The sequence below is a fragment of the Vibrio jasicida 090810c genome, from assembly GCF_002887615.1.
Classification (GTDB): Bacteria; Pseudomonadota; Gammaproteobacteria; order Enterobacterales; family Vibrionaceae; genus Vibrio; species Vibrio jasicida.
Window position 1 is genome coordinate 1065755 of record NZ_CP025793.1, and the last position, 24346, is coordinate 1090100.

General features: G+C 46.3%; 25 protein-coding genes. 21 read left to right on the forward strand and 4 right to left on the reverse strand.

Annotated features, from left to right (window positions below):
- Positions 1-3: 3 nt before the first annotated feature.
- The 20 genes from C1S73_RS22355 to yegS all read left to right on the forward strand — a co-directional run bounded on the left by C1S73_RS22355 (position 4) and on the right by yegS (position 19695).
- On the forward strand, positions 4-1521 hold the full coding sequence (locus C1S73_RS22355) for an arylsulfatase (protein WP_038867930.1): 1518 nt from the start codon (positions 4-6) through the stop codon (positions 1519-1521).
- A gap of 95 nt (positions 1522-1616) precedes the next feature.
- A complete protein-coding gene (locus C1S73_RS22360) occupies positions 1617-2933 on the forward strand; it encodes an anaerobic sulfatase maturase (RefSeq protein WP_038867928.1) in 1317 nt (438 codons plus the stop codon).
- Between the two features lie 65 nt (positions 2934-2998).
- Positions 2999-3982 carry an AAA family ATPase gene (locus C1S73_RS22365; protein ID WP_038867926.1) on the forward strand — a complete coding sequence of 328 codons (984 nt, stop codon included), beginning with the start codon at positions 2999-3001 and terminating at the stop codon, positions 3980-3982.
- Positions 3983-3994: 12 nt separating this feature from the next.
- Complete coding sequence (locus C1S73_RS22370) at positions 3995-4957, forward strand: DUF58 domain-containing protein (RefSeq protein ID WP_038867924.1); 963 nt, start codon at positions 3995-3997, stop codon at positions 4955-4957.
- Entirely contained in the window at positions 4958-5509 is a 552-nt protein-coding gene (locus C1S73_RS22375) for a DUF4381 domain-containing protein (protein WP_038867922.1), read from the forward strand.
- Positions 5502-6593: a vWA domain-containing protein gene (locus C1S73_RS22380; protein ID WP_038867919.1), complete on the forward strand. Its 1092-nt coding sequence runs from the start codon at positions 5502-5504 to the stop codon at positions 6591-6593. The genes C1S73_RS22375 and C1S73_RS22380 overlap by 8 nt, the downstream gene beginning before the upstream one ends.
- Positions 6586-8337, forward strand: coding sequence for a vWA domain-containing protein (locus C1S73_RS22385; protein ID WP_038867916.1), 1752 nt, complete (start codon positions 6586-6588; stop codon positions 8335-8337). Before C1S73_RS22380 ends, C1S73_RS22385 begins: the two co-directional genes overlap by 8 nt.
- Positions 8334-9641, forward strand: coding sequence for a BatD family protein (locus tag C1S73_RS22390; protein ID WP_038867913.1), 1308 nt, complete (start codon positions 8334-8336; stop codon positions 9639-9641). The genes C1S73_RS22385 and C1S73_RS22390 overlap by 4 nt, the downstream gene beginning before the upstream one ends.
- 606 nt (positions 9642-10247) lie before the next feature.
- Complete coding sequence (locus C1S73_RS22395) at positions 10248-10646, forward strand: ATP synthase subunit I (protein ID WP_005431832.1); 399 nt, start codon at positions 10248-10250, stop codon at positions 10644-10646.
- Positions 10647-11414, forward strand: a complete 768-nt coding sequence (gene atpB / locus C1S73_RS22400; RefSeq protein WP_038867911.1) for a F0F1 ATP synthase subunit A — start codon at positions 10647-10649, stop codon at positions 11412-11414.
- 48 nt (positions 11415-11462) lie between these two features.
- The gene (gene atpE, locus C1S73_RS22405; protein WP_004730405.1) at positions 11463-11699 is read left to right on the forward strand and encodes a F0F1 ATP synthase subunit C; all 237 of its coding nucleotides are present in this window, start codon (positions 11463-11465) and stop codon (positions 11697-11699) included.
- Positions 11700-11742: 43 nt separating this feature from the next.
- Positions 11743-12213 carry a F0F1 ATP synthase subunit B gene (locus C1S73_RS22410; protein ID WP_038867908.1) on the forward strand — a complete coding sequence of 157 codons (471 nt, stop codon included), beginning with the start codon at positions 11743-11745 and terminating at the stop codon, positions 12211-12213.
- 8 nt (positions 12214-12221) lie between these two features.
- Entirely contained in the window at positions 12222-12764 is a 543-nt protein-coding gene (locus C1S73_RS22415) for a F0F1 ATP synthase subunit delta (RefSeq protein WP_038867906.1), read from the forward strand.
- 12 nt (positions 12765-12776) lie between these two features.
- Positions 12777-14315: a F0F1 ATP synthase subunit alpha gene (gene atpA / locus C1S73_RS22420; RefSeq protein WP_038867904.1), complete on the forward strand. Its 1539-nt coding sequence runs from the start codon at positions 12777-12779 to the stop codon at positions 14313-14315.
- Between the two features lie 21 nt (positions 14316-14336).
- Entirely contained in the window at positions 14337-15197 is an 861-nt protein-coding gene (atpG, locus tag C1S73_RS22425; RefSeq protein WP_038867903.1) for a F0F1 ATP synthase subunit gamma, read from the forward strand.
- A 23-nt stretch (positions 15198-15220) separates the two neighbouring features.
- On the forward strand, positions 15221-16606 hold the full coding sequence (gene atpD / locus C1S73_RS22430; protein ID WP_038867901.1) for a F0F1 ATP synthase subunit beta: 1386 nt from the start codon (positions 15221-15223) through the stop codon (positions 16604-16606).
- Positions 16607-16621: 15 nt separating this feature from the next.
- The gene (locus C1S73_RS22435; RefSeq protein WP_038867899.1) at positions 16622-17059 is read left to right on the forward strand and encodes a F0F1 ATP synthase subunit epsilon; all 438 of its coding nucleotides are present in this window, start codon (positions 16622-16624) and stop codon (positions 17057-17059) included.
- Between the two features lie 249 nt (positions 17060-17308).
- Positions 17309-17734 carry a bifunctional diaminohydroxyphosphoribosylaminopyrimidine deaminase/5-amino-6-(5-phosphoribosylamino)uracil reductase RibD gene (locus C1S73_RS22440; RefSeq protein ID WP_038868111.1) on the forward strand — a complete coding sequence of 142 codons (426 nt, stop codon included), beginning with the start codon at positions 17309-17311 and terminating at the stop codon, positions 17732-17734.
- Between the two features lie 140 nt (positions 17735-17874).
- A complete protein-coding gene (locus C1S73_RS22445; protein WP_038867898.1) occupies positions 17875-18777 on the forward strand; it encodes a LysR family transcriptional regulator in 903 nt (300 codons plus the stop codon).
- A gap of 12 nt (positions 18778-18789) precedes the next feature.
- Positions 18790-19695: a lipid kinase YegS gene (gene yegS / locus C1S73_RS22450; RefSeq protein WP_038867896.1), complete on the forward strand. Its 906-nt coding sequence runs from the start codon at positions 18790-18792 to the stop codon at positions 19693-19695.
- Positions 19696-19761: 66 nt separating this feature from the next.
- On the opposite strand, the gene C1S73_RS22455 is transcribed toward yegS, so the two are convergent.
- The 4 genes from C1S73_RS22455 to C1S73_RS22470 form a co-directional block, all read right to left on the reverse strand.
- On the reverse strand, positions 19762-20097 hold the full coding sequence (locus C1S73_RS22455) for a YgiW/YdeI family stress tolerance OB fold protein (RefSeq protein ID WP_038867894.1): 336 nt from the start codon (positions 20095-20097) through the stop codon (positions 19762-19764).
- 17 nt (positions 20098-20114) lie between these two features.
- A complete protein-coding gene (locus tag C1S73_RS22460; RefSeq protein ID WP_038867892.1) occupies positions 20115-20762 on the reverse strand; it encodes an AcfA family outer membrane beta-barrel protein in 648 nt (215 codons plus the stop codon).
- 136 nt (positions 20763-20898) lie between these two features.
- Positions 20899-21879 carry an HAD family hydrolase gene (locus tag C1S73_RS22465; protein WP_038867889.1) on the reverse strand — a complete coding sequence of 327 codons (981 nt, stop codon included), beginning with the start codon at positions 21877-21879 and terminating at the stop codon, positions 20899-20901.
- Positions 21880-22051: 172 nt separating this feature from the next.
- The gene (locus C1S73_RS22470; protein WP_038867887.1) at positions 22052-22840 is read right to left on the reverse strand and encodes a formylglycine-generating enzyme family protein; all 789 of its coding nucleotides are present in this window, start codon (positions 22838-22840) and stop codon (positions 22052-22054) included.
- Between the two features lie 176 nt (positions 22841-23016).
- Here C1S73_RS22470 and C1S73_RS22475 point away from each other — a divergent pair, with 176 nt between their 5' ends.
- Entirely contained in the window at positions 23017-24339 is a 1323-nt protein-coding gene (locus C1S73_RS22475) for an anaerobic sulfatase maturase (RefSeq protein ID WP_038867885.1), read from the forward strand.
- Positions 24340-24346 lie beyond the last annotated feature (7 nt).

A 24346-nucleotide genomic window follows, 5' to 3' on the forward strand; every position in this document is an offset into this window, starting at 1 on the left:
TTTATGGCAAACCACGATAAAAAACGCGTCAAGAAGCTGGTATTAAACGCTTGTACGCTTGCGATCGGAGCGGCATCAGCGACCGCTTACTCGGCAGAACAGCCTAACATTCTCGTTATCTTTGGTGACGATGTCGGTTACTGGAACTTGAGTGCTTACAACGGTGGCATGCTGGCTTACAGCACACCAAATATTGATAGCATTGCAAGAGACGGTGCTAAGTTTACCAACTTCTACGCTCAGCAAAGCTCAACGGCAGGTCGCTCTGCGTTCATCACGGGACAAATGCCAAAACGTACCGGCTTGTCTAAGGTTGGTTTGCCAGGAGCGAAAGAAGGGATTTCTGAGAAAGATCCAACTATTGCGACACTGCTACGTGACCTTGGTTACGCAACGGGTCAATTTGGTAAAAACCACCTTGGTGACCGAGATGAACACTTGCCGACCAACCACGGTTTCGACGAGTTCTTTGGTAACCTTTACCACTTAAATGCGGAAGAAGAACCGGAGAACGTAGACTACCCACAAGATCCTGAATTCAAGAAGAAGTTTGGACCTCGTGGTGTGATCCACTCTTATGCGGATGGCAAGATTGAAGACACGGGTCCATTGACGCGCAAACGCATGGAAACGGTTGATGACGAGTTCCTAGATGAAGCTGAGAAGTTTATCGAGAAACAAGTCAAAGCCGACAAGCCATTCTTTACGTGGTTTAACACCACGCGCATGCACAACTTCACGCACGTTCCAGACGACTACAAAGGCAAAACAGACGCAGGTTTCTACGCCGATGGTGTGAAGCAACACGATGATCAAATTGGCCACTTGCTCAATAAGATTAAAGAGCTTGGCATTGATGACAACACCATCATTGTTTACACCACAGATAACGGCCCAATGATCAACTTGTGGCCTGACGCGGGTATGACACCATTCCGTAGTGAGAAAAACACCGGTTGGGAAGGTGGCTTCCGCGTTCCTGCAGTAATCAAGTGGCCAGGTCATATCCAAGCGGGCACGACGTTTAACGGCATTATGTCTTTGGAAGATTTCTTACCAACATTGGTGGCTGCGGCGGGCAACAGCAACGTCAAAGAAGAACTGTTGAAAGGCAAGAAAGTGGGCGATATGAACTACAACGTTCACTTAGACGGTTACAACCAACTGCCTTACCTAACGGGTAAAACGGACAAGTCTGCTCGTAACGAATTTGTTTACTGGAGTGATGACGGCGATTTACTGGCTTTACGTTATGGCAAATACAAATATCACTTCTTGATTCAAGAAAACGAAACTGGTTTGGATATCTGGAAGAAACCATTTACTAAACTCCGTGTACCACAAATCTATGATTTGAGTATCGACCCATTTGAGCGTGGCGATACTGGTATGGGTTACGACCGTTGGATGTACGAACGTTCATTCTTGATGATGCCTGCGGTTGAAAAAGTAAAAGAGGTCATGGAAACCTTCAAAGAGTACCCGCCGCGTATGGCTCCGGGCTCGTTTGTTCCGAAATAACGTTTTGTCCATAGGTCTATAGACCCTAGTTATTGTCCTTAAATACAGCGCCCAACTTGGGCGCTGACTTTCTTCTGCTTTCGAGATCGTTCTTTATGAAAAAACAAACTCACATTCATACTACTCAAATGGCATTAACTCCCCTCAAAACGGCGTTTATATCTAATAGTGATAAAGTCGAACGACGTTTTCACGTGATGGCGAAACCGGGCGGGGCAAAATGCAATATCGATTGTCAGTACTGTTTTTATCTGCACAAAGATGAATTACTCAATCAAGGCACTCAACCAAAAATGGAAGATGCAACACTTGAGGCATTCATAAAGAGCTATATCGAAAGCCAAGATGGTGGGGAGGTTGTGTTTTCTTGGCAGGGTGGTGAACCAACACTGTTGGGGTTGGATTACTTCAAGAAGGTTGTCGAACTGCAAAACAAATACGCTAAACAAGGCGTTCGCATCGAAAACGACCTTCAAACCAATGGCCTATTATTAAACGAGGCTTGGTGTCAGTTTCTGAATGACCACGGGTTTCTAGTTGGTTTATCGATAGATGGCCCTGAATTTATCCACGATAAATACCGCAAAACCCGAAGTGGAAAACCGACCTTTCAACGCGTCATGCAAGCCGTTGAGCTGATGAAGCGTTATAATGTGTCATTCAATGCTTTGGTGACAGTAAACCGCTTTAACGCCAAATATCCGCTCGAAGTGTATCGCTTCCTCACTCAAGAACTCGGCGTCACTTATATCCAATTCACACCTTGTGTTGAACCTCGGTCTTTCACTCAAACCGCTCCCCATTTCTGGAAAGAAAACATGTCTCCAAAACTTGGCAGCGAATTAGCAAAGCCGGGACATTTGATGTCAGTGGTTACGGACTGGTCGGTCGATGCAGAAGAGTGGGGCGAGTTTCTGATTGCTGTATTTGAAGAATGGGTGAACAACGATCTTGGCAGAGTCTTGGTCAACCTTTTCGAAACCGCTGTCGCGCAAGTAATGGGGATGCCTTCGCAGTTGTGTGTTAGCGCAGAGTTCTGCGGCAAAGGCCTAGCGATTGAACACAATGGGGATGTGTTTAGCTGTGATCACTACGTTTATCCGGAATACCAACTAGCTAACATTCATGACCGATCTCTGAATGAAATTGCAATCTCAACTCGTCAATATAGCTTTGGCATGGCGAAAAAGTCTTCTTTGCCGCAATACTGCCTTGATTGCCCATATTTGCAGTATTGCTGGGGAGAATGCCCAAAAAATCGGCTACTTACCGCGCCGAATGGTGAGGCTGGTCTAAACTACTTGTGTCCGGGAATAAAAATGTTCTTTGACCATTCGCTGCCAATTCTGGTTGGCATATCAAGGTTAATAAAGTCTTACAACTCAGGTGAATATAGCGAATATAACCTTTAGTTATTACTTTCAGTCTTATACTCAACTTTTAACGCTCAGGCTCCCGTAAACTCAATAGGTAGACTATGAACCACGCACAACAAGCCATTAATGAATTAATCGAACAAACTGAAAAAAGCGTCATTGGACAAAGCCATGTGGTTCAGGCTTTGGTGATAGGGTTATTGACCAATGGTCACGTACTTTTAGAGGGCTTACCGGGAACGGCAAAAACGCGCTCGGTGAAGTCGCTTGCGAACCTACTTAACACCAGCTTTGGTCGTATTCAGTTTACACCCGACTTATTACCTTCAGACGTAACAGGTACCGAAGTGTACCAAGAGCTGGATGGCAAGCCTCAGCTTCACTTCCAGCCGGGTCCAATTTTCAACAGCATTGTGTTAGCGGATGAGGTGAACCGTGCGCCAGCAAAAGTACAAGCCGCACTGCTAGAAGCAATGGCAGAAGGTACGATCACAGTGGGTGATAAGACACACGTCTTGCCTGAGTTGTTCATGGTGCTTGCAACGCAAAACCCTGTGGAGCAAGAGGGGACGTATCCATTGCCAGAAGCGCAGATGGACCGTTTTATCATGAAAGTGACTGTTGATTACCCAGAAGATGAAGCCGAGCGCGATATTATTCGTCTGGTACGCAGTGAAGAGTTGGGTTCAGAAACCAGTAATGAGCTAGTGACGCCAAAACACATCGAGCCTGAATTAGTGATTGAAGCGCGTCGCCAACTTCCTTCTATAGCCGTGTCTGAATTAGTCGAAAGCTACATCGTAGCGTTGGTAATGGCGACACGTAAACCAGAGCGTTACGCCGATTCCCAGCTACAAAAATGGATCGAAATCGGTGCGAGTCCTCGTGCATCTATCTCGTTAGACAAATGTGCGCGAGCTTATGCTTGGTTGCAAGGCCGTGACCACGTCACGCCTGATGACGTGCGTGCAATGGTGCCATCGGTGCTGGGACATCGCTTCTCACTTTCTTACGATGCACTTGCCGATGGTGTCGATCACCAGCGAGTGGTGCAAGAGTTGCTTGATTGTGTAGAAATCGGATAAGCAGGAGGGACTATGGCAAAGCCAACGCTTGCTCCTCAATCCCAAGGGCTCGATCCTCGCTTGTATTGCGATTACTCACGCTTAGTACGTTTACAAGCGCAAGCCGAATCCTTCAGCCTGCTGCCTCACTTGAAAGCGGGCAGTGTGCTTTCTGGTCGTCATAATTCCTTATTCCGCGGACGTGGTTTGAACTTTGAAGAACTGCGTCACTACCAGCTAGGGGACGACATCCGAAACCTAGATTGGAAAGTCACTATGCGCACGGGCAAGCCTCATGTGCGCAGTTACACCGAAGAAAAAGACCGCAATGTGATTGTTTGTGTTGATCAGCGCAGTGCGATGTTTTTTGCCTCTACCGAGGTCATGAAATCTGTAGTCGCTGCTGAAGTCGCGGCTATGTGTGGTTGGCGAGTATTGAAAGACGGTGACCGAGTCGGATTTGTTATCGCCTCTGACTCTGCTCTATACCACAGCAAAGCCCAGCGTTCGCAAAACGATTTGCTCGCTCAACTGAAGCGACTCTCTCAGGCCAACCAGCGCTTAAATGTGGACTCGTTAGATTCAGACAAAGTGACGTTCAGTAAATGGATTGAGCTCATTAAACGGATGAAGCTAAAACAATCCACGCTGATTTTCATCAGTGATTGGCGCGATTGCGAAGAGCACCACCTTGATCACCTTAAGCAGCTTCAACAGCATAATGACGTGTTAGCGGTGATGGTAAGCGATCCTCTAGAGCAGTCGCTTCCTCAAAATTTGGCGAAAGTGAAATGGGTGATTGGTGATGGTCGTTACCAGCTCAACTTAGACAGCAAAGCCAAAGTCGATGCCGCCAGTGCCAGTTTGGTTGAGAAAGCTCAGTTACAACGTCAATCACTGGCACAACTCATGGCAATCAAAAAGCTGCCTCATATCGAAATCGATACAACAGGTGACCACATTACTCAATTCCAAAAACTCGTTGGAGGCCGGTAAATGACAGACTTACACACGCCTCCAAGCACGTATATTCTGCGTGAACTGCATGATGTCGCGGTGCCAGAAAGCGTCAGCTGGGTGCCACAAACCATTGGTTGGAAGATCCTTGCAATTGTGGGTGCGATTGTACTCATGTATGTCGGCTACCGACTGGCACACCACTGGTGGGATAACCGTTACCGTAAAGAAGCTATTGAAGCGATTTCTCGTTTAACACCAGATGACGCCAGCATGCCGAAAGCGCTGTTCTCGATTCTGAAAATCGTCTTAATCCATCTTGATAGCTCTCATGCTCGCTTGTTTGATACCGCGTTCCTGCGCAAGTTAGATGAGCTTAACCCCAAGCACAAATTGTTTGATGATGAAATATCTAAGCGATGGCTGCAAAGTATCGTTGACCCAAGTGTCGAACTGGAAAAAACAGAGCGTTTACAACTTTTTGAACGTGCAACTGAGTGGGTGAAAGAGCACGATGAGAACGCTCACAACATTGAAAAGCGCACGCTTGCCTACAAAGCGCGTGCATTAAAAGGAGGTCGCCATGGGTGATCTTCTTGCTTCATGGCTTGGCATGAGCAGTTTTGAGTTTGAGCATCCGCTTTGGTTCATCATCTTGCCGCTGCCTTTGGTAGTGTATTTCCTCGTCCCAGCTTACCGCACCAAACAAATGGCCATCAAAGTGCCGTTCTTTAGTCAGCTTGTGGATGCGATTGGTGAAACGCCGTCAGAAGGCGCAAGCCAACTCACTCCGAGCTGGTGGCAGCGCGCAACGCTCATCATCTCTTGGCTTTTGGTCGTGACCGCAATGGCAAAGCCGACAGTACTTGGCGAGCCACAGGTGCGTGAAAGCTTAGGCCGCGATGTTATGGTCGTCGTCGATTTGTCTGGCTCAATGGCAGAGCAAGACTTCACATCCAAAACCGGTGAAAAGATCTCTCGTCTCGATGCAGCCAAAGAAGTATTGAGTGACTTTGCCAAAACGCGCAAAGGCGACCGCTTAGGGTTAATCTTGTTTGGCGATGCGGCATTTGTTCAAACCCCTTTCACGCCCGATCAAAAAGTGTGGTTAGAGTTGCTTAACCAAACGGATGTGGCGATGGCTGGGCAAAGTACTCACTTAGGTGATGCAATTGGCTTGGCGATTAAGGTGTTTGAGCAAAGTGAAAAGTCGCGTACCGACGTAGAAGAGAACAAAGAGAAAGTCGCCATTGTTCTGACAGATGGTAATGATACCGGAAGCTTCGTTGAGCCGATTGATGCGGCGAAAGTCGCGAAAGCCAAAGATGTACGTATCCACGTGATTGCCATGGGTGATCCACAAACCGTGGGTGAAACTGCACTAGATATGAATACGATCAAACGTATTGCCAAAGAATCCGGTGGTGAGGCGTTTGAAGCGCTCAACCGTGACGAACTTGCTAAAGCCTATGATGAGATTGGTAAGTTAGAGCCACAGCTTTATGAAAGTACCACTTACCGTCCCAAGCAAAGCTTGCATCATTACTTAATGGCTTTGGTGGTTGCGATGTATTTAACCGCGTTCTCGTTGGCAACATTTAAGCGTCGTCGACTATCAGTGACCAGTGAAGCTTCTGCACAAGCAGACAACGTAAAAGGAGATCGCCATGTTTGATTCTCCTTTCACTAGTATGGGGCTAGAACAGTTCTTCACACAGTTCCATTTCATTCGTCCAATGTGGCTATTGGCGTTCATCCCTATGTTTCTTTTGCTTTGGTTAAGGTGGCGAGAAGAATCCAAACCAAGCTGGAAAGACATTCTTCCTGAGCATTTACGTAAAGCACTAACGATTGGCGACTATGGTTGGCGAAAACAACTGCCACTCAAGCTGCTTATGGTGATAGTAGCGATTGCGATCATCATCTGTGCCGGACCTTCTTGGGAGCGCCAAGCTTCTCCATTTGGCGAGGATAAAGCCTCCATGCTGGTGGTATTAGACAACAACGATTCAATGTTGCAAAAAGACCTTCCTCCAAGCCGTTTGGAACGCTCAAAGCAAAAGATCCGTGACCTATTGGCAGCAAGAAAAGGTGGCAGCACTGGGTTGGTTGTGTATGCGGGTTCTGCTCATGTCGCGATGCCTGTGACGCAAGACAGCAAAGTATTCGAACCGTTTCTAGCGGCGATAACACCAGAAATCATGCCAGTTGAAGGTAAACTTGCTGAGACGGCGTTGCCTTTGATTGACCAACAATTACAAGGCCAACCGGGTTCTACGGTTCTGTTGGTTACGGATGGTGTCAACCCGGCAACCATTACCGCTTACAAAAACTACTTTGCCGACAAGTCTTATCAATTGCTTATCTTGGCAGCGGGTAACTCGGACATTGTTTCTAACAACCCTGTCGACTTGGACTCGTTAAATAATCTTGCCGGCGCGACTGGTGGACGCCTTGTTGAAGTGACGGTAGACAACAGCGATATAGACAAGCTGAACCGTTTTGTTGAGCGAAACATGCAACTCAATGGCGAATCATCCATGCCTTGGAAAGACATGGGCTATCAACTATTGTTTCCAATTGCTCTCATTATGATGCTGTGGTTCCGCAAAGGCTGGTTAGTGCAATGGTGTGTGGTGGCGATGGTATCAACGTCTTTGTTTATGACGCCAAAAGCCATGGCGGAAACCGTCTCGCTCAAAGCGGATAAACCTGAAGTGGTACAAGAGGTAACCGTCTGGGATAAAGCGTCTCAATGGTGGTGGGATTTATGGCTCACGCCAAATCAGCAAGGACAGCGTTTGTTCAACAAAAACGAATACCTTGAGGCAGCAAAGCACTTTACGGATCCGTTGCGTAAAGGGACAGCTTATTACTACGCAGGCGAATACAAACTGGCTCATACCGCTTTCTTGGAGATGCAAAACGACCCATCAGATGCGGTAAAAGACTATGGCTTATACAACGCTGCGAGTGCGTTGGCGCGTCAACGTGAGTATTTGGCCGCGCGTAATTTGTTGCAAACACTGGCAGACAAAGACACCTTGAGTGAGCAATTACGACCAGACGTCGAGCACAACCTAAAAGTCATTGGTGGCATTGTCGAAGAGATTAACCGTACCAGTGAAAGCCAAGCGGGGACAACAGACGGACCCGAAGAGTCGTTTGAACTGGGTGACAACCCGCAAACGGCAGATGGGGCAGACGAAAAAACCGCGGCTGAATTAATGCTGAAAGAGAAACTCAATGCGAACGAAATCCTTGGCAGCCAAGAACTGGCGGATAAGTGGTTAAAACGCGTAGAGGCCGATCCTAAGTACTTCTTGCGCGCTAAATTCCAAATTCAACTGCGTGAACCCTTGAAAACGGAGCCGAAGCCACAACCGCAACCACAACAAGAAGAGGAGCAAGCACAATGATGAATGCATTCAAACTTGGCGCTGACTCCGTGGTTGGGCGTCTAAGCACTATCTTGATGGTGTTTACTTTGTTTTTTACTGGCTTGGCGAACGCACAAGATATTCAAGACTTGCAGCGCAGCAATGACGTAGAGTTATTAGCGTGGGTTGGCAAGCAGGGAGCAGGGGCCGATACGAAGGAAGCCCCTAAGTTCAGTGTGAATGAGCAGGTGATCTTGTACATCGAAGTTGCAACGCCTCGTTGGTTCACTGGTGGTACACGCATTGGCAGCGTAGAAATCCCCAACGTGATTGCGAAGCAGCGTAACCAATTAGCAACTAACTATACCGAGCGCAAAGGGGGGCAAACGTGGTCTCGTCAGCGTTGGGAAATAACTTTGTATCCACAAGCCTCGGGGCAATTTGTAATTCCACCTGTCGCTGTTGGTGTGCAGGTCTCTGCGCCTGATGGTTCGAAAGTGGCTGGTACGCTTTATACGCAGCCAATTAAGTTCGAAGCGTCTATGCCTTCTGGGTTGCTAAGTGATGACTCTGCATGGTTTACCGCGACTAAGGTGAGTGTGGATCAGAAATGGACAACGTCTAACGATGAGCTGAAAGTCGGCGATGCGATCACTCGCACCATAACGATCAATGCACAAGACAGTTTGTCAGTGTTGCTTCCAGACTTGTTATCCAATGATTCTACTGCCAGCTATCAAGCGTATCCTCAACCAAACCGCTTAGACGATAAGCAAACACGTGGCGATTACCAATCAAGTCGTATAGAAGAAAGCGTGTATGTGATCCAACAGGGCGGTGAGTTCACCTTACCTGAACACAAGTTCCAATGGTGGAATAGCAAGAGTAAAAAGCTAGAAACGGTAGTGATTGAGGGTAAGACCTTCAAAGCCAAGCATACATTCAAATCGTTTGTTAGAGCTTATTCTGGCTGGTTGATTGGCAGCGCAGTGACGCTATTTGTTCTCGTTATCGCCGCCTTGAGCATTCACCGTTATTATCGTTCTCGTCCTACGCCGCCATGGTTAGTGTTCAAACGAATGGTGAAAGCGAATCGATGGGGCGCTGCTCGAGCAAGCTTGTATAAGCAGTTGAGAAGCAACACAGGTGGTCTTGAAATGAGTAAAGCCAGTGACACTGATATTTGGCAGAAGCGTTCACAGCGCCTACAAGAGGGGCAGGAGGACGCAAGCTTGATGAATGCGCTTTGGAAAGGGATACAAGCACTGAAGCCAAAACGCCTGAAGTGGGCAATACCCAAAGCCTTGCCGCAACTCGATAAGCAGGCAAGTAATAAGAAATAAAACGAAAAAGGACGCTGAATCAGCGTCCTTTTTTTGTTCTTTTTAATCGCAATAAGTACATGAAATGTCTATTTTAACGTGCTACAAATAACGCAAAGAAATAATACATTTCACATATATTTAATTCTTATCTTTTAAGTTTCTATTTAAAAGCTATTTCATTGCAATATTAAACAGGTTTATTAGTAGGCTATATATTAATGTCGGTATATTTTAAAATTATATAACCTATAAATCACTTTAACTCCTTTCGTGATGGAGTGTCACTTCCATGTGACAAGCTTTTCGTCTTAACCCTGATAAAGACGGCTTAATCAATGTATATTTCATTTTTGGAATGTTCAAATAAAATAACACTTCAAAAATGGAATGATAATTTGCAAGTTTTTCGATTCAGATTATTAAAATTATCGGTGTATATTTCTTGGGAAACGGAAATACGGAGTGGTTCCGTTTTGATTTATTAATATGTGAACAATAATTATCAGGTTAAATTAATTCTGTGAGTAGGTTTTATCAGAATATAATTTGTCGTCACTTGGCTGATGTATTTTGTGAAGTTTAATTATCAGAAGTTTAATTCGAAATTATTTTAAAGGGTGATTTATGGAAGCTAATATTCACGACGATCCAATATTGGTAGCTGGTAAAAGGATTCTTATTGCTCAAGCAACTTTGGGTCTGGTATTCATCGCGTATGAATACATGCGAAGTGGATCTCTAAGTGCTGAGTCAGCGATTACTGGGGTGCTCATCGCGATTCTACCATCTCTGTTCGGCATGGTATTCGCGTCCATTAAATCTAGGGTGAAACCAGAAGAGAGTTTGCGTGACCTCATGCATCTGAGTCGAAATATCAAAGTCATCTACACCATTGTAATGTTTGTTTTGACGTTTCGATTTATGGCTCTTCGCAACATCGTGGTCCTGATAGGCTTTTGTGTGACGATGTTTGGTCACTTCTTAACGCCGCTGTTCAGAGACCGCTTCGAAAGGAAGGCATAAATGGATACTGTCCAGTCCGCTCATGAGTATATTGAGCACCACCTGACCTTTCTCACCACCGGAAACGGATGGTTTGGAATTAACCTTGATTCCATGATCATGGTTTGGTTGACGGGACTTGTTTTCATCCTTTCATTCCGCTTTGCGGTGACGAAAGGAACGAAAGGAGTTCCGGGACGATTCCAGTGTTTGATCGAGATGGTATTTGAGTTCGTCGATAATATCGTAAAAGAAATATTTCTAGCTAAAGACAAGATTATAGGCCCTTTAGCTCTGACAATATTTGTTTGGGTATTATTAATGAATGCCGTTGATTTGTTGCCGGTTGATTTGATTCCAGCGCTGACTCGTTCAGTAGGTGTCGAGCACTTCCGTGACTTACCTTCAGCCGACGTCAATATTACGATGTCGATGGCATTAGGCGTATTTATTTTGGTTTTAGGTTATACGTTTAAAAACAAAGGTGTGAAAGGGTTTATTAAAGAGTTAACTACTCAACCATTTTCTCATCCTCTGTTATACCCAGTGAACTTAGTTCTTGAATTGGTAACATTAATTTCTAAACCAATATCTTTAGGTCTTCGATTATTTGGCAATATGTACGCAGGTGAAATGATATTCATACTAATTGCGTTAATGCCATGGTGGATGCAATGGGCACTTAGTGTTCCTTGGGCACTATTCCACATACTAATTGTTGTGCTTCAAGCATTTATTTTTATGGTTCTGACCGTGGTTTACCTCGGAATGGCTGTTGAAGAGCACTAAATCAAAAAATTTATTTCTTAATTAAAAAATTCAATTCTAGGAGTTGTTATGGATATCGTTAGCGCAGTTCTTTACGTGGCGGGTGCATTGCTGATTGGTCTTGGTGCAGCGGGTGCCGCATCGGGTATCGGTAACCTTGCAGGTAAATACCTTGAAGGGGTCGCTCGTCAACCTGATTTAACCCCAATGCTTCGTACTCAGTTCTTCATCATGATGGGTCTTGTGGACGCGGTGCCAATGATTGGTGTGGGTATCGGTTTGTACATCATCTTCGCTGTAGCGTAATTCGAATTAATCAATTTCATAACGTTATAGAAGAGAGGGTGCTATGAACTTAAATGCCTCAATGTTTGGTCAGGCGATCTCCTTCGTGATTTTCGTTTGGCTTTGCATGAAATATGTCTGGCCACCACTTGTAAAACTGATTGATGAGCGTCGTGCTGAAATTGCTCAAGGTCTTGAACAAACTGAAAAAGCAGCAAAAGAGTTGGAACTGGCAAAAGCGAATGGTGAAGCGCTACTGACAGAAGCTCGCTCTAAAGCTCAGGCCATCATCAACCAAGGCAAGCAACGTCAAGATCAAATGGTTGCAGACGCCGTTGAACTGGCAAAGCAAGAGAAAGCGCGCATTGTCGCAGAAGGCAAAGCAGAAGTGGAAAGCGAGCGCAGCAAAGTTCGCCAAGAGTTGAAAGATGAAATGGCGGATCTGGTGATTGAAAGTGCCAGTAAGCTGATAAATCGCAATCTGGATAGCTCGGCTAACCGCGACTTGGTGAACCGCTTCATCAACGAAATGTAGGAGGGCACATGTCCGATTTGACAATAGTGGCTCAACCCTACGCGAAAGCGGCGTTTGATTACGCTCGTGACGCAGAGTGCTTGGATGACTGGCAACAGATGTTTGCCATTACTCAAGTCATCATGGAACAACCAAACACACTTCTGATTCTGGATGATCTCAGTGAAGAAGGCTCGGAACAGCCGTTACTGGATTTGATTCTTCACGCTGGTGGCGAATGGCTAAATCAAAGTTTCGAGAACTTTCTTCGCATTATGGAAGAGAGCAAGCGTTTAAAAGCGCTGGGAGAAGTGGCGGTTCAGTTCTTTGAAATGAAAGCCGAATACGAGCGAACCATGACAGTAACAGTGCGTGCTTCAGAACCTCTGGATGAGGAACAAATGGCAAGGCTTAAACAAGCATTAACCGAAAAATACGGTAAAGCCATTACGTTAGAAACACAACTGGATCCATCCCTTGTAGGTGGTGTGGTAATCACAGCAGGACAGACCGTGTATGACGGCAGTGTTCTTACCAATCTCAGTCGATTGGCGACCAACCTACATGTGTAACGGGGTATAGAAATGCAATTAAATTCAAATGAAATTAGTGAATTAATCAGAGAGCGAATTGATAACTTCAAACTCGAAAGTGAAGCGAGAAATGAAGGCACTATCGTCTCTGTCAGTGACGGTATCATCACAATTCACGGCCTTGCGGATGTTATGCAAGGTGAGATGTTAGAGTTGCCAGACAATCGTTTTGCGTTGGCACTCAACTTAGAACGTCATTCCGTCGGCGCGGTCGTGATGGGGCCTTATGCGGACCTATCTGAAGGGATGAAAGTAAAAGGCACAGGCCGTATTTTGGAAGTGCCAGTGGGTAACGGACTTCTCGGTCGTGTGGTGAACACACTTGGTCAGCCCATTGATGGCAAAGGTACTGTATCGTTTGAACGTATGGACCCTGTGGAAGTCATTGCCCCAGGCGTAATCGACCGTAAGTCTGTCGACCAGCCAATCCAAACCGGTTACAAAGCGGTAGACTCTATGGTGCCAATCGGTCGTGGCCAACGTGAGTTGATCATCGGTGACCGTCAGACAGGTAAAACCGCGATGGCGATTGATGCCATCATCAACCAAAAAGAACTGGGCGTTAAATGTATTTACGTCGCAATTGGTCAAAAAGCATCGACCATTGCTAACGTAGTTCGCAAACTAGAAGAGCATGGCGCACTAGAAAACACCATTGTGGTGGTAGCGTCAGCATCAGAAGCGGCAGCGTTGCAATACCTAGCGCCATACGCAGGCTGTACCATGGGCGAATACTTCCGTGACCGTGGTGAAGATGCGCTGATTGTCTATGATGATCTATCAAAACAAGCGGTGGCTTACCGTCAAATCTCACTACTCCTAAAACGTCCACCAGGTCGTGAAGCCTTCCCAGGTGATGTTTTCTACCTCCACTCACGCCTATTAGAACGTGCAGCACGTGTTAACGAAGAATACGTTGAGCGATTCACTAACGGTGAAGTAAAAGGCAAAACAGGTTCTCTAACCGCACTGCCAATCATCGAAACCCAAGCGGGTGACGTATCGGCGTTCGTACCAACCAACGTAATCTCGATTACTGATGGTCAAATCTTCCTACAGACTCAGCTATTCAACTCAGGCTTACGTCCAGCGGTTGATCCAGGTATTTCGGTATCTCGTGTAGGTGGTGCAGCGCAAACCAAAGTGATCAAGAAGCTGTCGGGTGGTATTCGTACCGCGTTGGCGCAATACCGCGAATTGGCCGCATTTGCTCAGTTCTCTTCTGACCTAGATGAAGCGACACGTCGTCAGCTTGACCACGGTGAGAAAGTCACTGAACTCATGAAGCAAAAACAATACGCACCAATGACGGTCGCAGAGCAAGCGTTGGCGATTTTTGCTGCAGAGAAAGGTTTCCTCAATGATGTGGCACTAAATCAAGTGTCTCGTTATGAAGAAGAGCTGATGGCATTTGGTCGAACTAACGCACAACCACTACTCGATAAAATCAACCAAACTGGTGATTACAACGATGAGATTGAGAGTGAATTGAACAGCTTGCTGACAGAGTTCACTGCGCTGCAATCGTAGGACCACTAACAGGAGTCCGTTATGGCAAATACCAAAGAGATTCGCACCAAAATTGCTAGCGTGAGTAGCACGCAAAAAATTACGAGTGCAATGCAAATGGTCGCCGCCAGCAAGATGCGCAAAGTGCAGGAGAACATGCAGGCGTCCCGTCCTTACGCGGAGAACATGCGTAAGGTTATCGGTCACGTCTCGTCCGGTACGCTGGAGTACAGCCATCCTTTCCTTCAAGAACGCGAAGTGAAGCGAGTGGCTTACATCATCATCTCATCCGATCGGGGTTTGTGTGGTGGCCTGAACAGTAATTTGTTCAAAAAAGTATTGGCAGAAATGCAGGACTGGCAAGAGAAGGGCGTTGAAGTAGATACGACGCTCATTGGTTCGAAAGCAATCAGCTTTTTCCAGTCCCTCGGGAAAGTAATGGCGCAAACTTCTGGCCTTGGTGATGCACCAAAACTAGAAGACATGTTGGGCGCGGTTAACGCCATGATGGAGCACTATTCCGAAGGCAAAATCGACCGCTTGTTCCTCGTTTACAACCAGTTTGTAAACACCATGGTGCAAAAGCCAACGGTACTGCAAATGCTGCCGTTCCCGAAAGAAGACATTTCACGTGATAAAGAAGCTCGTTGGGATTACCTCTACGAGCAGTCTCCTCAAGACATTCTCGACCACTTGATTCAACGTTATGTCGAATCGCTGGTTTATCAGGGTGTGGTTGAGAGCATCGCTTGTGAGCAAGCCGCGCGGATGATGGCAATGTCAGCCGCGACTGATAACGCAGCGCAACTTATTGAAGACCTACAACTGGTTTACAACAAAGCGCGCCAAGCGGCGATTACTCAAGAGTTGAGTGAAATTGTATCCGGCGCGCAAGCGGTTTAGAGAGAGAATTTGAGGTTTAGATTATGAGTATTGGCAAAATCGTCAAAGTCATCGGTGCGGTGGTAGATGTCGAGTTCGAACAAGGTGAAGGCCCGAAAGTCTACGATGCACTGAAAGTAAACGATGGCAGCGATGGCTCACTGATGCTGGAAGTGCAGCAACAGTTGGGCAGCGGTGTGGTTCGCTGTATCGCAATGGGGTCTTCTGACGGCCTTAAACGTGGGCTGGAAGTCGAATCAACAGGCCATCCGATCACGGTTCCTGTTGGTGAAGAAACCCTAGGTCGTATCATGAACGTGTTGGGTCATCCAATCGATGAGTGTGGTCCTATTGGCGAGCAAGTGTCTTACGAGATTCACCGTGAAGCACCGAGCTATGAAGAACAATCAAGTAGCACTGAGTTGCTCGAAACGGGTGTTAAAGTTATCGATTTGATTTGCCCGTTCGCGAAAGGCGGTAAAATCGGTCTGTTTGGTGGTGCAGGTGTTGGTAAGACTGTAAACATGATGGAGCTTATCAATAACATTGCAAAAGCTCACTCAGGTTTGTCGGTTTTTACCGGGGTTGGTGAGCGAACTCGTGAGGGTAATGACTTCTACTATGAAATGAAGGAAGCGGGTGTTCTGGACAAAGTAGCCATGGTTTACGGTCAGATGAACGAGCCACCGGGTAACCGTCTACGCGTTGCGCTAACAGGCTTGACCATCGCAGAGCGTTTTCGTGATGAAGGCCGTGACGTACTGTTGTTCGTGGATAATATTTACCGTTATACGTTGGCTGGTACAGAAGTTTCTGCATTGCTTGGTCGTATGCCATCTGCGGTAGGTTACCAACCAACACTGGCAGAAGAGATGGGTGTGCTTCAAGAGCGTATCACGTCGACTAAAAATGGTTCTATCACGTCTATCCAAGCGGTTTATGTGCCTGCGGATGACTTGACTGACCCGTCTCCTGCAACCACATTTGCGCACTTGGATGCGACAGTGGTACTTAACCGAAACATCGCGGCAATGGGCTTATACCCAGCGATTGACCCGTTAGATTCGACGTCTCGTCAATTGGACCCATTAGTAGTAGGTCAAGAGCATTACGACATCGCTCGTGGTGTGCAGCAGACATTACAACGCTACAAAGAATTGAAAGACATCATCGCCATTTTAGGCATGGATGAACTGTCTGAAGACGACAAACAAGTGGTATCACGTGCTCGTAAGATTGAACGTTTCCTTACTCAGCCATACCACGTAGCAGAGGTATTTACTGGTGACCCAGGTGTTTACGTTTCTCTTGCCGATACAATTCGCGGCTTTAAGGGGTTGTTAGCGGGTGAATACGACGATATACCTGAGCAAGCGTTTATGTATTGCGGCAGCATTGATGAAGTGCTTGAAAAAGCGAACAAACTGTAAAGCGCGGGAGGCACTATGGCCATTGCGGTTACCCAAAGTACGTTTCAACTGAATGTGGTGAGTGCAGAAGGTACTCTCTACTCTGGTCCGGCTCATGCACTTGCTGTTGCTGGTGCGGATGGTGAACTCGGTATTCGTCCGGGCCATTCTCCATTGATCAGTAAAATCAAGCCAGGCGTTGCTCGCATTGTGGGGGATTTGTCGAAACCAGAAGAGATCTTATACGTTTCTGGTGGGCTAGTTGAAGTTCAACCGGATGTCGTTACGCTGCTTGCTGACACCGCGTTACACGGTAAGGATATTGATAAAGCTAGGGCGGAAGAAGCCCGCAGAGCGGCGGAAGAAAATATTCGTGCGCACATGGACGACATCAGCTTTGCACAGGCACACATGGAGTTGAACAAGGCATTGGCACAACTTCGTGCAGTTGAACTGACGATGAGAACTCGTTAGCCAACACTTCGGAATGCGGTCTGAAGAGTGAGTACCCAAGTCAACTCGTCGTTCAGGAGGTTGACTTCATTGGGTCTAATTAAAGCGGGGCAACTTCGGTTCGCCCCGTTTTTTATGGAAAAAGGGAGGAGAGTGAATTGTTTGATGAGACAAAACGTATCAATATTGCAAACACTTTTATATAGCGAGGAAAGCATGCTGGCGTTAGAATCCATCACCCAAATTTTGAATATTGAGAATCAACATCAAATGAGCCAACAATTTATGCTTCGCGCGTTGGAAGTGTCTCGCAACGCGTTGCCTGCTTGTCAACCAAACCCACCTGTCGGCTGTGTACTCGTGAAAGACGGTCAGATTGTGTCAGAGGGGTACACTCAAGCGATTGGTGGCAACCATGCTGAAGTTGAAGCGTTAAAGGCTTATCAAGGTGACTTGAGCGAAGTAACGGCATATGTGACATTAGAGCCTTGTTCTTTTGTTGGGCGAACGCCAGCTTGTGCTGCGACACTCGTTAATTGTGGTATCCAGAAAGTTGTGGTTGCCATGTTAGACCCTGACCCTCGCAATGCAGGTCGTGGTATCGATATGCTCAAGGCTGGTGGTGTCGACGTCGAGGTCGGTTTGTGTGGCGAAGCGGCCAGCGAGTTTCTCACGCCGTATCTAGGAAAATCTTGAGCGGTTTTCAGAATTGTCTTCGTCAGTGGAGGGTCAAAACTGTCGAAAACATGCATAAACGCTCAAATCCAGTGCTTTGACTCGTTTCAGATCAGACTGTTAGCTAAAATAAAACTAACTCCCCGTTTTATGTTGGCGAAATGAAAAGTACTGATTTAAATCTCATCCCCATTTTTGTGGCAATCTATGAAGAGCAGAACCTATCTAAGGCTGCTGCTCGATTAGATATAAGCCAACCCGCTGTGAGCAAGGCCCTTGCACGCTTGCGTGATATCTATGATGAGCCGTTGTTCCACCGCAGTAATTCTGGCGTTGAGCCGACCAGTTTCGCGATGGATATTTATCCAGCCATGGTAGCGGCGCTAAAAAACTTCACTTCTACACTCTCCGCCTCAAGTAGTTTCGATCCTAAAGTTTCTAATCGTATTTTCTCGATCGCTTGTGTTTCGGTAGCCAGTTATGAGTTGATGCCACAATTAATGCGCCAGATTCGAGAGCATGCCCCAAAAATTACGCTCGAAGTTCACCCACTTTTTACTGAAGATTATGAGAGTGACCTGCGCCTACAGCGCTATGACTTGATCATTGATCTTCCGCCGCGTGGGCGCACCGTACTGAAAATGGAACCGATTTTTTCCGAGCGTTTGATGGTGGTATGCAATGCTGAGCACCCTAGAATTCAAGATACATGTACGGTGAAGCAATTTTTGGCAGAAGAGCACGTTGTGGTGTCTCGTTGGCATGCTAGAAACAGTTTGTTGACGGGAGAAGACATTGAAGACTTGGCGAGTCGCAATATTGTTTATCGCGCCGCAGGGGCAATGGAAATGTTGCCAGTGATCGATGGGAGTGAGTACATCGGAATGTTACCGTTTTCGACCATCAACCATTTTTCTAAAACCTATAATATCAAAGCGGTCCCGCTGCCATTTAGTGACAGTGAGCATGATCTTTGTGCAATTTGGCATTCGAGTCGCAGCAATGAAAGCGCCCACCAATGGTTAAGAACGCAAATCAAACAAGCGGGTAAAGCGATTCGATAACGAGGAGTAAGTATGAAGGCAATACGTGCCATTTTAAATGGTAAAAAAGCGGGTACTCCAGAGTTGCGTAACGAGATCTTCCGCATGCGGGAGCAGGGTGTAGATGTTCAAGTTCGCGTGACATGGGAATCTCAAGATATGGCGCGTTTGGTCCGAGAAGCGGTCAATGAAGGCGTTAAGCGTATTGTTGTGGCTGGTGGCGATGGCACTGTTAATGAAGCGGTAACGGCATTAAACCAAATCGAAGTAGATCGCCGGCCTGAGCTGGCGATTATCCCGATGGGAGCCGCGAATGACTTTGCGACGGCGACGCAAATTCCCACGACGATTCGCGAATCATTAGCGCTGGCGATAAACGGTGATGCTGTGGCAGTCGATAGCGTAAAAGCCAATGATCGTTATTTTATGAATGTTGCGGCTGCAGGGTTTGGTGCAGAAATTACCGCAGAGACGCCCGTAGAGCTGAAGAACTTTCTTGGGGGCGGTGCGTACACATTGACGGGCTTGGTAAAAGCGCTCGGTTTTAAACCCTACGATGGTACGGTCACGATAAAACAAGGCAGCTATAATGGGGAAATCCTAGTTGGTGCATTCTGTAACAGTCGTTTGGCTGGCGGAGGGCAAGAGCTCGCCCCAAATGCATTCATTGACGACGGTGTTATGGACATCACTCTCGTTCACCCATTTCTGCCTCATGAATTGCCGCAAGTCATTCAGGAAATTCAAAATCCAACCGAACTAGGGCAATTCGTTAAACACACTCAGGCAAGTTGGTTGGAAATCGATTTTCCTAAGTTGTTGCCGCTCAACTTAGATGGTGAGCCTTACCGCTCGAGTAAAATTCGTTTTGATGTTCAAGCTAGAAGCATCAACTTGGTACTTCCACCGAATTGCCCTTGCTTATGTGTCGATTCATAATAAATTTAAACTTATACACAAAAGCCACCTAAGTGAGGTGGCTTTGTCGTTATTAGCGCGGAGAGCTTAGATTTTTTGGATAGTATCAACGTCGATTTGCATTGTTGTCCACTCTGAATCAACTTCACCACGAATCGCGACCTTATCTTGTGGTGATACGTCTTGGCCCATCCAATCTTCGTTGTCGATTTCAACTTGGATTTCGCCCGTCTCATCCTTAAACAAGTAAGTCTCGTCACCTAAGGCTTGGACAATGTTCCCCGTTAACAGAACAAAACTATCGTCAGCGGCATTCTGCGCTTCTTTGACGGTATTAATGGCAGATGTCGTTGGGCCAGTAAAAGCGGCCAACGCAGAGCCTGATAAAAGAGCGAGTGCGGTAGCTAAGATCAGTTTCTTCATGCTAGAGGCTTCCTATATTAAAAGTAGTAGGTTGAACCTACGTTAATCGATGCTGTGTTTGCGTAGCTATCAAGTTGGTACTTCGCGTTTGCGCCGATGGTCAATTGAGGGAAGATTTTGTATTCCGCACCAACAGAGAAGACGGCACCCAACTCGTTATTCTTTTCTGTGCTGTGGAAAAGTGTTTTGCTCATTTCCACATCGTCATTTGAAACCAGTTCGTGCTCTTCGTACTTACCGGCTTTCGATTCGTATTGTGTGTAGCTCAGACCCGCTTTTACTTTGGTGGTCCATTTATCGTTTAATGCATAGCTAAACACAGGAGCAAGCGTGATTTGTTTTGCCTTGATGGATGAATCCCATTCCATTTCGCGGTGGTAGTCTTTTCCATCAATATTCTGGATGCCTAGGTTCTTTGAGCGGCTATCTTCTAGTTCAAATTGGTTGTAACCCAGTTCTACTGCCCAAGAGTCGTTGATAGAGTAGCCAACAAAGCCACCAAAAATACCGTCTTCCAATTCAGGGTTTAGATTCACACCGTCAGCGTCAAAAGATGTCTCAAAATCGTGGTCAGTCGTGCCGAATCCATATTCCAAACCTACATAGGGCGCTGCTGCAACAGAGAAAGAGCTTGCCGCTAGGATTGTCAGGAGTGTTCTTGTCATTTTTGTTTTACCTCTTCGTTTTGATGAGAGGCATTATGTGTGAAGAGTCGTGAAGTGATCGTGAAGAAAAGCCTAACGTTTGAAAATAAATAAAAAACTCCCCATGAAGGGGAGTCTCTCATCTACAAAGGCGTATTTAGTAAACCGTACACCACTCATTTTTCATGTCGATCAGGTGCCAGTTATCACGTTGGTTGGCCTCATCCATCGCTTTGTCTAAGTGCCCCACACTCGATTTACGGTCGTACTTCCACTCGCGATCTTCATCAGTGTGATGAACGATCATTGCCATAGAGTTTGGTTGGCTTGTTGCCCATTGCATCATTGCGTGGTCACCATCTGAGTTACCAATAGCGAGTACTGGTTTCTTACCAATGATTTGTTGAATATTTTCAACTTTGCCCGCTTTGTCATCAATGGTCAGGATCTCATCTAGTTTAGTGACGGTTGGCTTACCGTCGTTGTAGTCGTACTTGTATTTCAGTGCACTACCAATGATTTGTTGTTCTGGAATGCCGTAAACCTCTGGTGCCCAAACACGCATAAAGTCCACGCCACCGCCGGAGACAATGTAAGTTTTAAAGCCGTGTTCTTGCAGGTAGGTCACCATTTCACGCATCGGCTTATAAGTCAGCTCTGTGTAAGCTTTGCCGAAACGCGGATCTTTTGCGGCTTTCAACCACTCAGAAACTTTCTGTTGGTATTCTTCTACTGTCATGCCACTGTGGGTGACTTTTACGATCTCAAGTAGCGCTTTTTCACCACCCTTAAAGACGCTTTCGATGTCATCATTCAATACGGATTTGAACGGCTCTTTTGTCTTCCATTCTGGGTGGTCTTTTGCCATGAGTTTCACTTCGTCTAGCGCATAAGCCAGTTGGAAGTAGAATGGCTTCTCTGACCATAACGTACCGTCGTTATCGAACACGGCAATACGGTCTTGCTCAGGGATGAATGTCGATTTCGTTGTATCCAAAGATTGGTCAATGTAGTTTACGATGGCGGTCTTACTTGCTCCATCTTTCCAAGAAGGCAGCAAGCTTGGGTCGCAATCTAAAGCCATCGCTGAGAACGATAAACCAGATAAGACTGCAAGGGCACAGATGTGTTTCTTCATATTATTATTTACCTAAGTTTGAATGTATTGCTTGTATACATTTGAGGTGAAACGTAAATGAGAACAACGTGGATTTAGCCTCTTTCCCTAACCATTTCCCTAACCAAGAGACGTGTTAATTGGTAAGAATGCGCAAAGGGGCAGTAACGTCGCTTCTCATGCGTAATCGTGCTTAATCAGCATCTTTAGCAAGGCGAAGTCCCATGTCCGACATAATTATAGACTGGCTAGCGAAATCACGACGGAAATTCTCTGATTCATCAGAATCATAAGCAAAGCTGCCGCCTCGCACGGACTTGTGTGCTAGGCCGGCTTTTTCATCTTTAGCGTTGTTTGGATTCTCGGTTGGGCCATAGCGGTAGAAAGTATCGTCATACGCGTCGATCACGAACTCACCAACGTTACCTGTCATGTCATACAGACCAAGTTCATTAGGTTGTTTTTGACCAACGGGATGAGCTTGGTTTTTGGAGTTGTCGGCATACCACGCCACATCAGCAATGTTGTTTGAACCTGCGTAAGTGAAACCTTGGCTCTTGTTACCCCCTTTTGCGGCAAACTCCCATTCCGCTTCTGTCGGCAAGCGGTAGGTTTCACCGGTCAGCTCGTTCAACTTCTCGATGAAGTAATTCGCCTGCTGCCAGCTCAAGTTGTTAACCGGGACGTCTGCACCTTGGAAGTAACTCATTGAAGAACCCATGACAGATTCAAACAATTCTTGAGTGACCTCGAATTTGGAAATATAGAAGCCATCTACGCTCACTTCGCGTGCAGGGGTTTCTGCCTTCTTGGCGGAGTCGCTGTCCGATCCCATGACAAATGAACCGCCTTCAACCAACACCATATCTTGATCAATGTTGAGCGCGATAGGGTGCGGTGATTGAGTCGCACAACCACTCATTAATACGCTGAATGATAGAATGGAAAGTGCGGTTAACGATTTGCTTTTAAATGATTTCATCAATAGTTTCTCGCCAAAAAAGTCATGATGAAGATTAGCAATAAACGCTATGAAAAAAGGTTATAAACGGTATAACAAGCCTCTTGTATTAATGAGATTTATGATTAGGTCATCAAGGTGAAAATGGCGTTGTTATGGTCGTATCATCTTAACTTTCATTACGCTAAAGGTGACTCATGCATATTACTCAAGGTCCTCAGTTCAATGGTAAAGCGTCTAAGCGTTTACATGTGATGGCAAAGCCAATTGGTGCGGCATGTAACATAGACTGTACGTACTGTTACTATCTCAGCAAGCAGGACTTACTTGAGTATAAAAAAGGCTGCACGCCAGTAATGGATGAAGCAACACTTGAAACTTACATTCGCCAATACATTGAAGGGCAAAACACACCAGAAATCATCTTCTCTTGGCAGGGGGGTGAACCAACGATGTTGGGTTTGGATTACTTCAAGAAAATTGTTGAGTTTCAAGCGAAGTACAAGCCTGAAGGTGTGATAATTTCCAACGATTTGCAAACCAACGGTACGTTGCTGAACGATGACTGGTGTGCATTTCTAAAAGCGAATAATTTTTTGGTCGGCTTGAGTATCGATGGACCAGAGATGTTACACAATGCTTACCGTACCAACCGAGCAGGGCGAGGCACGTTCAAGCAAGTGATGAACGCTGTGGAGCTTTTGCACGCTCATGAAGTAAAGTTCGCGACACTGACTTGTGTGAATAACCTAACGAGCCGTAACCCAATTGAAGTGTACCGATTCCTACGTGATGAAGTTCGCTCTCCTCAAATGCAGTTTATTCCCATCGTGGAACAAAAAACGTTCCGTACTACCGCACCTCAAACATGGGAGCCGCAAGAGCAGTTGAAACAAGGCGACAAGCGTCTTATTCCTGGTCACAAAGACTCGGTCGTTGAATCTTGGTGTGTCGCGGACGAGGCTTGGGGTAACTTCCTTATCGCTATTTTCGATGAGTGGGTACAAAACGACATTGGTAAAGTCTTCGTTCAATACTTTGAAGCGAGTGTCGAGGCGTGGATGGGTCGCAGAAACCCGCTTTGTACACTCGGTGAAATCTGCGGTAAAGGCTTGGCAATGGAACCAAACGGCGATGTTTTTGCTTGTGACCATTACGTTTACCCAGAATACAAGATTGGCAACATCCACCACGAAAAATTAGACACGTTGGCGTATGGTCCTGAGCAGCAAAAGTTTGGCTTTGCCAAGACTCGCTCGCTAACCAAGCAGTGCCAACAGTGTGATTACCAATTCGCTTGCTACGGCGAGTGTCCGAAAAACCGTTTCATTCGCACCAAAGACGGTGAACCTGGGTTGAACTACCTGTGTGCAGGTTGGAAAAAGTTCTTCTCTCATGCTGATAAGGCAATGGCATACATTCTTCGTGCAACGGGTAACCCTGTGGCACATGGCAAATACAGTGATGCCGTTTTACGCCAACAAGCGGCGAAGCGTCCTGTATTCGAAACCAAATTTTAAGGGATTG

What these genes read in the sequence shown, in the direction of transcription:
- C1S73_RS22415 (WP_038867906.1), top strand. Translation starts at nt 12,222, where the DNA reads ATGTCCGATTTGACAATAGTGGCTCAACCCTACGCGAAAGCGGCGTTT.
- C1S73_RS22390 (WP_038867913.1), top strand. Translation starts at nt 8,334, where the DNA reads ATGATGAATGCATTCAAACTTGGCGCTGACTCCGTGGTTGGGCGTCTA.
- C1S73_RS22395 (WP_005431832.1), top strand. Translation starts at nt 10,248, where the DNA reads ATGGAAGCTAATATTCACGACGATCCAATATTGGTAGCTGGTAAAAGG.
- C1S73_RS22370 (WP_038867924.1), top strand. Translation starts at nt 3,995, where the DNA reads ATGGCAAAGCCAACGCTTGCTCCTCAATCCCAAGGGCTCGATCCTCGC.
- C1S73_RS22445 (WP_038867898.1), top strand. Translation starts at nt 17,875, where the DNA reads ATGAAAAGTACTGATTTAAATCTCATCCCCATTTTTGTGGCAATCTAT.
- C1S73_RS22365 (WP_038867926.1), top strand. Translation starts at nt 2,999, where the DNA reads ATGAACCACGCACAACAAGCCATTAATGAATTAATCGAACAAACTGAA.
- C1S73_RS22460 (WP_038867892.1), bottom strand. Translation starts at nt 20,762, where the DNA reads ATGACAAGAACACTCCTGACAATCCTAGCGGCAAGCTCTTTCTCTGTT.
- C1S73_RS22380 (WP_038867919.1), top strand. Translation starts at nt 5,502, where the DNA reads ATGGGTGATCTTCTTGCTTCATGGCTTGGCATGAGCAGTTTTGAGTTT.
- C1S73_RS22455 (WP_038867894.1), bottom strand. Translation starts at nt 20,097, where the DNA reads ATGAAGAAACTGATCTTAGCTACCGCACTCGCTCTTTTATCAGGCTCT.
- C1S73_RS22375 (WP_038867922.1), top strand. Translation starts at nt 4,958, where the DNA reads ATGACAGACTTACACACGCCTCCAAGCACGTATATTCTGCGTGAACTG.
- yegS (WP_038867896.1), top strand. Translation starts at nt 18,790, where the DNA reads ATGAAGGCAATACGTGCCATTTTAAATGGTAAAAAAGCGGGTACTCCA.
- C1S73_RS22475 (WP_038867885.1), top strand. Translation starts at nt 23,017, where the DNA reads ATGCATATTACTCAAGGTCCTCAGTTCAATGGTAAAGCGTCTAAGCGT.
- C1S73_RS22360 (WP_038867928.1), top strand. Translation starts at nt 1,617, where the DNA reads ATGAAAAAACAAACTCACATTCATACTACTCAAATGGCATTAACTCCC.
- atpG (WP_038867903.1), top strand. Translation starts at nt 14,337, where the DNA reads ATGGCAAATACCAAAGAGATTCGCACCAAAATTGCTAGCGTGAGTAGC.
- atpE (WP_004730405.1), top strand. Translation starts at nt 11,463, where the DNA reads ATGGATATCGTTAGCGCAGTTCTTTACGTGGCGGGTGCATTGCTGATT.
- C1S73_RS22470 (WP_038867887.1), bottom strand. Translation starts at nt 22,840, where the DNA reads ATGAAATCATTTAAAAGCAAATCGTTAACCGCACTTTCCATTCTATCA.
- atpA (WP_038867904.1), top strand. Translation starts at nt 12,777, where the DNA reads ATGCAATTAAATTCAAATGAAATTAGTGAATTAATCAGAGAGCGAATT.
- C1S73_RS22440 (WP_038868111.1), top strand. Translation starts at nt 17,309, where the DNA reads ATGAGCCAACAATTTATGCTTCGCGCGTTGGAAGTGTCTCGCAACGCG.
- atpB (WP_038867911.1), top strand. Translation starts at nt 10,647, where the DNA reads ATGGATACTGTCCAGTCCGCTCATGAGTATATTGAGCACCACCTGACC.
- C1S73_RS22465 (WP_038867889.1), bottom strand. Translation starts at nt 21,879, where the DNA reads ATGAAGAAACACATCTGTGCCCTTGCAGTCTTATCTGGTTTATCGTTC.
- C1S73_RS22410 (WP_038867908.1), top strand. Translation starts at nt 11,743, where the DNA reads ATGAACTTAAATGCCTCAATGTTTGGTCAGGCGATCTCCTTCGTGATT.
- C1S73_RS22435 (WP_038867899.1), top strand. Translation starts at nt 16,622, where the DNA reads ATGGCCATTGCGGTTACCCAAAGTACGTTTCAACTGAATGTGGTGAGT.
- C1S73_RS22355 (WP_038867930.1), top strand. Translation starts at nt 4, where the DNA reads ATGGCAAACCACGATAAAAAACGCGTCAAGAAGCTGGTATTAAACGCT.
- atpD (WP_038867901.1), top strand. Translation starts at nt 15,221, where the DNA reads ATGAGTATTGGCAAAATCGTCAAAGTCATCGGTGCGGTGGTAGATGTC.
- C1S73_RS22385 (WP_038867916.1), top strand. Translation starts at nt 6,586, where the DNA reads ATGTTTGATTCTCCTTTCACTAGTATGGGGCTAGAACAGTTCTTCACA.